10 protein-coding genes are annotated in these 8,141 nt (G+C 53.9%); 5 read left to right on the plus strand and 5 right to left on the minus strand.

Going from position 1 to position 8,141, the window contains the following annotated elements; translation table 11 throughout:
* The 5 genes from Q0X25_RS05875 to Q0X25_RS05895 all read right to left on the minus strand — a co-directional run.
* Nucleotides 1-561, minus strand: a 561-nt coding sequence (locus Q0X25_RS05875) for a DNA adenine methylase (RefSeq protein ID WP_298579892.1), incomplete at its 3' end; no start/stop codon positions are given.
* A gap of 121 nt (nucleotides 562-682) precedes the next feature.
* Nucleotides 683-1,012, minus strand: a complete 330-nt coding sequence (locus Q0X25_RS05880; RefSeq protein WP_298579895.1) for a hypothetical protein — start codon at nucleotides 1,010-1,012, stop codon at nucleotides 683-685.
* Entirely contained in the window at nucleotides 1,009-3,564 is a 2,556-nt protein-coding gene (locus Q0X25_RS05885) for a hypothetical protein (RefSeq protein ID WP_298579898.1), read from the minus strand. The genes Q0X25_RS05880 and Q0X25_RS05885 overlap by 4 nt, the downstream gene beginning before the upstream one ends.
* Before the next feature lie 143 nt (nucleotides 3,565-3,707).
* On the minus strand, nucleotides 3,708-3,995 hold the full coding sequence (locus Q0X25_RS05890) for a hypothetical protein (protein ID WP_298579900.1): 288 nt from the start codon (nucleotides 3,993-3,995) through the stop codon (nucleotides 3,708-3,710).
* Between the two features lie 15 nt (nucleotides 3,996-4,010).
* Nucleotides 4,011-4,730, minus strand: a complete 720-nt coding sequence (locus Q0X25_RS05895; RefSeq protein WP_298579903.1) for a YfbU family protein — start codon at nucleotides 4,728-4,730, stop codon at nucleotides 4,011-4,013.
* A gap of 201 nt (nucleotides 4,731-4,931) precedes the next feature.
* Between Q0X25_RS05895 and Q0X25_RS05900 the strand changes: the two genes are divergently transcribed.
* From Q0X25_RS05900 to Q0X25_RS05920, 5 genes are all read left to right on the plus strand, one after another.
* A complete protein-coding gene (locus Q0X25_RS05900; protein ID WP_298579905.1) occupies nucleotides 4,932-5,444 on the plus strand; it encodes a hypothetical protein in 513 nt (170 codons plus the stop codon).
* Between the two features lie 119 nt (nucleotides 5,445-5,563).
* Nucleotides 5,564-6,394 carry a glycoside hydrolase family 25 protein gene (locus Q0X25_RS05905; RefSeq protein ID WP_298579908.1) on the plus strand — a complete coding sequence of 277 codons (831 nt, stop codon included), beginning with the start codon at nucleotides 5,564-5,566 and terminating at the stop codon, nucleotides 6,392-6,394.
* A gap of 20 nt (nucleotides 6,395-6,414) precedes the next feature.
* Nucleotides 6,415-6,711, plus strand: coding sequence for a hypothetical protein (locus Q0X25_RS05910; protein ID WP_298579910.1), 297 nt, complete (start codon nucleotides 6,415-6,417; stop codon nucleotides 6,709-6,711).
* A complete protein-coding gene (locus tag Q0X25_RS05915; protein WP_298579913.1) occupies nucleotides 6,696-7,013 on the plus strand; it encodes a hypothetical protein in 318 nt (105 codons plus the stop codon). Before Q0X25_RS05910 ends, Q0X25_RS05915 begins: the two co-directional genes overlap by 16 nt.
* Before the next feature lie 270 nt (nucleotides 7,014-7,283).
* A partial coding sequence (locus Q0X25_RS05920; protein WP_298579916.1) for a hypothetical protein occupies nucleotides 7,284-8,141 on the plus strand: 858 nt, incomplete at its 3' end.

Consider the following 8,141-nt stretch of genomic DNA (forward strand, 5'->3'; position numbering starts at 1 on the left):
ATCGTGCTTGTACGCGATGATGAAGCTGGAGAAGAACCTGTGCTCCTTATTGCTTGCTGCGTCCATCGCTTTCTTTACATGAAAAGCGTACATACCGTCAGCGGCTTTTCCGCAGCACGGGCATTTCGTTTCATAGTATGACTTGATTCTTTGCCCCACCTTCTCTTCCAGACGCTTTACCTCATTGTTTACGGCCTTTTCGTTGACCGGCTCGACTAGCGCCTTGGTTACGAACAGGGAAAGCGGTTGCAAATCGTTGCCTATCACCTTGCAGCCGAATCTTAATGCTTCGAAGATAGTTGTCCCCCCGCCCATGAATGGGTCGAGTACGGTGATGTCCTCTCGTTGCTCTGACGGGGAATAGTATTTATCGAGTATGTCATCGCCTGGTTCGGACATATACCCCAGCAATGCCATTCGAAAGTTTGCAGTAATGCGACGCGCAAAATACTTATGGATGAAGAACACGGGCTTCTTCCTGCTCGCTTCTTTTCGCGAGGCTTGGTAGAGCCTGTCATATGGCATGACGGCGCTAAATTCTCGGTTGGACGGTTCGCCCATATACACTTTCCCTTTCATTAATTGCGATGTGTATCGCATTGCCAGCTCATCAACCCGAGCTCGCAGTGCGGAATTATACCACGGTGGTCTCTGCGTTCAGCATCTGCTATTAGCAAGCAGACTAGGAGGATGCCTGCGACTTCAGCCTATCAACCAGCGAATTGATTTCCGATATGCGCTGACTGCCTGCAGCAGACGTAGGTGCTTTTTCCAGCAGAGCTTCCCTACGATTGACAAACGCTGCGAGGAACTCTTTATAGCGATTGAGCTTCTCGATGGCCTCTGATGGGCAGCTCGGATCAACCTCAAGCATCGCCTCGTCTATGGCCACAGCAGGATCAGGCGCGGTTATCCACATCAAGAAATCGGTGTATTGGTCGGTCTTCGATAAGTTGTATGAAGTGTCATTTACTTTTACAACGACAGCTCCGTTCTCATCACATGTAATCATCGCTTATCCCTTGCTTGAAAGTTGTACTTATTCAGCCTCATCTTCAAATAGCGCTCACCGCCATCGAGTACGTCTGCAATAGACTGCTTGATCGGCGATTCGTTCATCGCGCCCTGTTTGTACGTAATGTCGCCATCGACATTCTCGCAAACGATAATGGTGCGAGCATCCCCATTGACAATCACGGGTGCCGAATGACTCACCACAAAGAACTGCACGCCAAGCTTAAGCTCTTTCAGACGATCAATGAGAAACCTCTTTATCGTCACAGCGTCTAGGTTGTCTTCCGGCTGATCGAGTATGACATACGTGTATTGTTCCTCGGCGATGCCGTCATGCAAGAACAGCTTTAGTAATGCTTCCGCCCGCATTCCCGGAGACATGTCCTCTATCGAAAGCCCGTTGAGCTCAATTCGTTGTTGAGGCTGCTGCGAACTCTTGAATGAAGACTGTAACATGGAGAAGTATTTGTCGAGATAGCCGCTAAAGCTGTTTGGCTGCACGTTCTTTATTTTCGTACCGTTAAACACTTGCTTTACCTTTTGAACTTCTGCCTGCAACAGACACGCCTTGACGAGTGGTTGGCCCACGTCCTTGCATCTTGTGCTGATGAGTTCTCCGACGTGGTCGGAGTAGCTCGACTCGTCTTCGTAGTAAAGACTGAGCGTTATACAGTCATCTCCGTTCGTCAGCTTCTCTGGGGCGATTGGTCCGAGCATCTTCTGGAATAAGCTGGCCGCCATATCATCAAGCTGAGAGAGTACGATACGCAGCGAGAGCAGATCATCAAGGAACCCAGCCGCGATCTCGGCCTTGCTGTTGTAATCGCTCTGCGCCGACGCGCCTACGCCACTGTTGAACTCATCGACGGTTCTCGAAAACAGCTTGAGAAGGTCCGTCCTGCATTCGAACCACTGCATGTCAACGTCATCAAGCACAGAGCTTAGCTTGGTAGCTCGTTCGCGCAGGGTATTCGCATCCTGCTTGATGCTATCCAGCTCGGTCTCAAGAGCCGCGAAAAGGTTTTCGTTCTCTGGGTATACGGCCTTGAGATGCGTGTTTTCTATTGCCCTTCGTGCCTCATCTATCCGCACTTCAAATGAGCCTAGCGCTTTCTTCGCAGCATCGATTTGAGGGTCATCGTTTGACGGTATGCCCCGATGTGTTTCTATTGCTACCCCCGAAGGTTTCTCCAAGTCTAGGAAGTCAATGTGTGCGATTCCTTGAGCGTACTTAGCCGAAAACGCGAGGAGGAGGTCCTGCTCCATTTCCAGCAGATCACTGAGGTCGCTATACGCTTTATCTGAAGCGGTTTTCACTCTTTCCGTCATGGGCGAGATGCGGTCGTCTAGGAAAGGTATCTGGTGATAATCGCCTTCGGAGAATACAGTTTCCAACGCCCCTTGGTTCAGATATAGATACTTGGGATGATCAGACGTAGCGACTCCACCATGCCTCTTGAAGCGTATGCTATTCGGATCTACAAATTGTCTGTAGTCTTCGATGTCACGACGCGCAAGAATTCTTGCAAGCATGGTCTTGCCGCTACCACGGGACCCGACTATGCCGTTATAGCCAGGAGAGAACACGATAGTCTGCTGACGCTGTTCTATTGGATTTGCGGGTTGGAATGTCTTGAACGAGACGGACTCCAGAAAGTTGGCTGTGTTTGTCTGCGGAAGCGACGGGTACTTGTCAGATGTGTAGATCCGACTCTCGGGATCGCTAATTGCCAGCAGCAATGAATCAAGGTCGCCGTCAAAGTCAATCCAGGTGAACTTAGCGCCGATATCCCCCAACGTCAAAGCATCACTAAAAAGTAGAGAAGCAACGGTCGTATTCAAAGCTTTCGCCATGTTTGCGGAGATGCGATTGCGACTTCTCTCTCCGCCCTCAACAGCTAGTGCGTGACTGTAATAGAAGAGGCTGTCTTTGTATGTGTCATTGGCTGCGATGAAATTGCCATCTTTGTCTCTTATGGGCAAATAATCGGATAGGTTGCGGTCGCCCTTATTCTCATGAGGCACAAAGAAGTGCGGGATGTGTTCGAGCGCCTCCTGCACATCTTCCAGAAAGACAGCCTGGTCCGCAATCCTCTTGCTGTATTCGCTACGCGTTATCCTGCCCTCTGTGACTTCATCTTTCAAACTTTCCTGAGTGTTTGGCAGGTTGGCAAACAAATCATCAATACGTTCTGAAAGAGCATCTGCATCGGTTAACGAGCACCACAGGACCGCATGGAAATACTTTCCATCATGGCCCTCAGCTACTGTGAGGTGGTATTCCCTTATCGTTTCAGGCTTTAGTTTTATGTTCAACTCGACGCCGGCCATCAATACCTTTGCGGTGCTGCTCAATCTAGTCGAGACAGCATTTAGCAGCTTCACGTCGACGCTGTTGTGGTCGGTGATAGCTATAACGTCCAAATCGCTGCTTGCGACCTGGTCCATGAAGTCTGTTTCTGTATACGACCTGCTATAGCAGGAGCTTGAATGTATATGGAGGTCGCACTTCTTGAACGTGCGTTCTCTTAACCGATCTCCCGTAGTCACACGCCTTCCTTTCGGATTTGCTGGCATCACAACAGAACAAAACACATTATCTCATGTAGGTGGAACACTGATGGGAAGCGCCAATTCCTGTGATTAGCGAACGCATCCCGATCCCTTTAGATGCTGAAAAGATCGGGATAGCCCTACGCGTCGTGTCTAAACTCGAAACCCCTATAGGAATGCTGGGGAACGAGCCTCCGACCCTGAAGCCTCCTGGCGTGCATATCGCAGACGGTGTTGACGTCCTCATGACGCATGCCCAGCTCCTCGCACTTAGCCCGTATTTCATCGGTCGTGACTTTACGCCAGCGATCCATGCGGCGCATCATGTCGGACTTAAGTTTGGCCTCTTCGTTCCACTTCATGTGGTTGTCATAACCCTTGGCCATCAAAGCGGTGTATTCCAGAATGCCTTCAATATCCTCAACCACGCGAGCGCTCCTCTTCTAGTAGCCCGAGTTGTACGAACTTGCGGCGACGACTTTCTTGATCTCCTCGAGCTTGAGTGATGTAGCGGCCAGCAGATGCGGACGCCAGACCTCCTTGAAGCAGCGCAACATGCGCCGATACACATCGATGATAGGAATGTGCGAATTCCCCCCGTCCGAAAAGCGCATCAGAGGTTCCTCCAGCTCCTTATACCGGTTATCGGAGAAGAGGTACTCAACATAGCCCGGGAGAGCTGTTTCCTCGGTGCTGCTGTAGTCAAAGCCACGGAACGAGATGTCCCGCTCGTCTACGCTTTCCTTCTCCTCATCGCTCAGGCGTTCATACGAACCCCTGAGCACACGGAACATGTCAAGTATGTCGAAGAGCTCAACCGTGCGGCTATACGGGATTTCGGGGCGGAGCGATGCGAATACCCCTGGATACTCTCCCGTGAATCCAAATTCGAGGATTATTGCGTTCTTGCGGTGTTGCTCGCGCTCGTCGTCGTCGAGGTCATCGGCTAACGACAACAGCACCTCCTGGTTGCGAAGGATGAGCCGGTTCGTGTTGTTGATGGTGTACGGCGCCGTTTCCTCAGGATAATCGGTGCGCCCAATACCCGTAATGGAGTTGAGCGCCTCTGTGATTACTGAAGACATTGTGCTCTCGCTTTCTTGGGCAAGGCTGTCGAGGCGCGCCTTGAGATCGTCGGTGACCCGGATTGAAATAGTTGGCATAAGCTACTGCCTTTCAAGATGTATTACTGTCACGTCTTACTGTATTACACTTAATTTACTAGGTCAAGTTCTTTGCCAAATCGAGAGCAAAGCAGGTGGCAATTTCTCACTTTGTGACGCACTCCGACAATGCCCGTACCGGTAAAGGTGCGGGCATTGTTCGTCTCTGCCCGCCTTACGAGACGAAAGGCAGGCAAGGACATGGACGGTGAGGCCAATGGCAGCCAGGAAGGCACGCAGGGCGCGGAGGAGCAGGCGCAGGGCCAGCAGGCGGCGTCGGCGCAGGTAGACGGAGGCAACGAGAGCATGAGCACACCGGCTCCCGACTACGAGAAGCAGATCGCAGAGCGCGACGAGAAGATTGCCTCTCTCGAAGCACAGATCGCCGAGGCGGCGAAGAGCGCGGAGGCGACCGAGGCGCTCAAGGGCGAGATCGCCGAGCTCAAGGCGGCGTCCGAGTCCGAGCGCGTGGACTTCGCGCTTCAGCTGGCGGGGTGCCGCAACGTAAAGGCAGCCCGCGCCGTGCTCGGCGACTACGAGGGTGACGTATCCAAGCTCAAGGAGGGCGAGCCCTGGCTCTTCTCCAAGCATGCTACCGACGGCGGAGCCTCCGGCAGCACCGGACTGCTCAACGCGGGCGCCGCGTCCGACGAGGGCAAGACCTTGAAGCGCTGGAAGAAGCTTGCCGGACTCGACGAAACCGATGAAGAGTAAGGGGGCTGTTTATGCCTAACAGCATCGAGTACATCAAGAACTACACCACAATCCTGGACGCCGTCTACAAGAAGGCGGCGTAGAGGTGTAAACGGGATCGGGGTAGATTCAGATTCAGGGTGAAGGCCGCGCGGAAGGCGGGCAAGCCCTTCGGTTTCTACCACTTCTTCCGCGGGCGCGGCATCGCCGAGGCGGACTTCTTCATCGAGACCTGCGAGAGATACTTCGGGCACGGCGTGCCCATCCTGGACGTCGAGACCGAGGAGTGCACCAAGTCCGAGGTGCAGGCGTTCGTGGACAGGGTACACGCCAAGACCGGCGTGTGGTGCTGGATCTACACCTCCGCGAGCTTCATTGACCGGTTCATGAATGCTTACGTGAAGGCGCACTGCGGGCTGTGGTGCGCGGGCTACCCGACGCAGCCCACGACCTGGACCAAGCGCGAGTTCCCCTACGAGAGATACACGGGCGGCTGCACCGTGGTGGGCTGGCAGTTCACCGACCGGCTGAAGATCGGCGGCAAGTCCTGCGACGGAGACGCCATCTACATCACGCCCGAGCAGTGGGCTGAATACGCAAACCCAAAGAAGAAGGAGGGCAAACCTATGGCATTGCCGCTCTACGAGAAGTTCGTGCAGGTGATGGAGCACCTGTGCCGCCACGACGGCAACGGCGGGCACGGCTACACCCAGGGCAACCGCTGGGGCGACGGGACGTGGGAGACGCTCACGCTCTCCGACGGAAGCAAGGTGAAGGTGGCCAGGGGCGACCGCGACTGCAGCTCCGGCATCATCAGCGCGCTTGAGACGGTCGGCGTGGACTGCCGCGGCGCTTCTGCCGCGGCGCTTCCTACACCGGCAACATGCGCGAGTGCCTGCTGGCGACGGGGCTCTTCAAGTGGGTGCCCATCGACCAGAAACCCTACGCGCGTCGTGAAGACATCTACCTGAACGAGGGATGCCACACCGCGATGTGCACCGACGACGACCCCGACGAGCTCTGCCAATTCTCCATCAGCGAGAACGGCACGATCTACGGAGACAAGGGCGACCAGACCGGCAGCGAGTCCAACTTCCGCGCCTACTACAGCTACCCCTGGGACAGGCGGCTTGAGTGGATCGACCGCGAGGACACCGGCGGTGCAGCGCCCGTCGTGACCGACGACATCGACAAGCTGGCGAACGACGTGATCAACGGGGTCTTCGGCAACGGTGACCAGCGCCGGCTGCCTTGGGCGACAAGTACGACGCGGTGCAAGCGAGGGTGAATGAGATTCTTGGTGGCGGTGCTTCTTCTGGCGGTGGTGGCGTGGACGTTGACAACCTTGCCAGGCGTGTGATTGCAGGCGAGTTCGGCAACGGAGACGAGCGCAGGGATAGGCTGGGCTCCAACTATGCCAAGGTCCAGAAGCGCGTGAACGAGATCTTAGGCAGTGGCTCCGACGTCGACATCGACGATCTGGCGCGCCGTGTTATCAACTGCGAGTTCGGAAACGGTCAGGAGCGCAAGGACCGTCTCGGACCCAACTATGCAGCGGTCCAGCGCCGTGTGAACGAGTTGCTGGGCTGATATGAACTGAGAGCGGTTCAAGGAGGAGTTGAGCTGGGGCATCGGCATCGTGCTCAGCGTGGCGATTGTGATCGTCTTCTTGCCGCTCGCCCTTCTTATACGGACTTACTACGACACGGTCGAGAGGCTGCGTAGGCATTGATGAGGAGGCCGCCCGTCTTCGTTCGTGACGAGCGGCCTTCCCGGCTTCTCTTCCTGATGTTTCGATCTTATTTGCGTCCTCATTGCATGAGATAATGCATAGCGATCGACAGTGGAAAGGACGCATGTATGAAGCCTGAATGCGTATCAGAGCAAATGCTATTCAACACAGTCCGGCTTACAGCGAGCAACGGTAGCTGTGGCACTGGATCGTACTTCAATTTTCAAGCCAACGGAAAGACCTTCCCAACCATCATCACGAACAAGCACGTCATCAACAACAATCCTGACGAGGAAATGACCTTCTTCGTTCATCTGGCTGAAAAAGATGGCTCTACCGAGGAGAGCTACAGAGTTACGTATAAGGCAAAATGGATCTTTCATCCCACGCACGACCTCGCATTTTGCTTCGCCGCACCTCTTTTCAATGCTGTCAAGCAAATCACCGGTAAAGATGTCTTCTATATCAGAAACGATATGAGCATTCTTGCAACGGATGAAAAACTAAAGGATGTTCGTGCGGTCGAGGAGGTGACCATGGTCGGTTATCCTGTCGGATTATGGGACGAGGTCAACAACCTCCCGATATTTCGACATGGTTACACCGCATCGCATCCAGCCTATGACTTCAATAATCCTGGCGTCGGGCTTGTTGACATGGCTTGTTTTCCGAGGTCTTCGGGTTCACCCATCTACATTCTCAATGAAGGAAGTTATCAGGACAAACACGGCAGCATGAGTGTTGGCGTGTCGCGAGTAATCTTCCTAGGCATACTCTTTGCTGGTCCCGAGTACACTGCAACCGGAAAGCTGCAGATACGAGACGTTCCGACGCAGATGATGGTTGAGCCCCGAACCAATATCATGACCAACCTTGGCTACTACATTCGTGCACACGAATTAAGTGCCTTCCAGGAAATAATTAATGGCATAAATCATGAACCACCCTTCAAAAGGGTGGTTTGCTCTAGGCCTATAAGGCCAAGG

Origin of the sequence: uncultured Olegusella sp., assembly GCF_947253395.1 — a bacterium.
In the GTDB taxonomy this organism is placed as follows: domain Bacteria; phylum Actinomycetota; class Coriobacteriia; order Coriobacteriales; family Atopobiaceae; genus Olegusella.

What these genes read in the sequence shown, in the direction of transcription:
- Q0X25_RS05880 (WP_298579895.1), bottom strand. Translation starts at nt 1,012, where the DNA reads ATGATTACATGTGATGAGAACGGAGCTGTCGTTGTAAAAGTAAATGAC.
- Q0X25_RS05895 (WP_298579903.1), bottom strand. Translation starts at nt 4,730, where the DNA reads ATGCCAACTATTTCAATCCGGGTCACCGACGATCTCAAGGCGCGCCTC.
- Q0X25_RS05900 (WP_298579905.1), top strand. Translation starts at nt 4,932, where the DNA reads ATGGACGGTGAGGCCAATGGCAGCCAGGAAGGCACGCAGGGCGCGGAG.
- Q0X25_RS05910 (WP_298579910.1), top strand. Translation starts at nt 6,415, where the DNA reads ATGTGCACCGACGACGACCCCGACGAGCTCTGCCAATTCTCCATCAGC.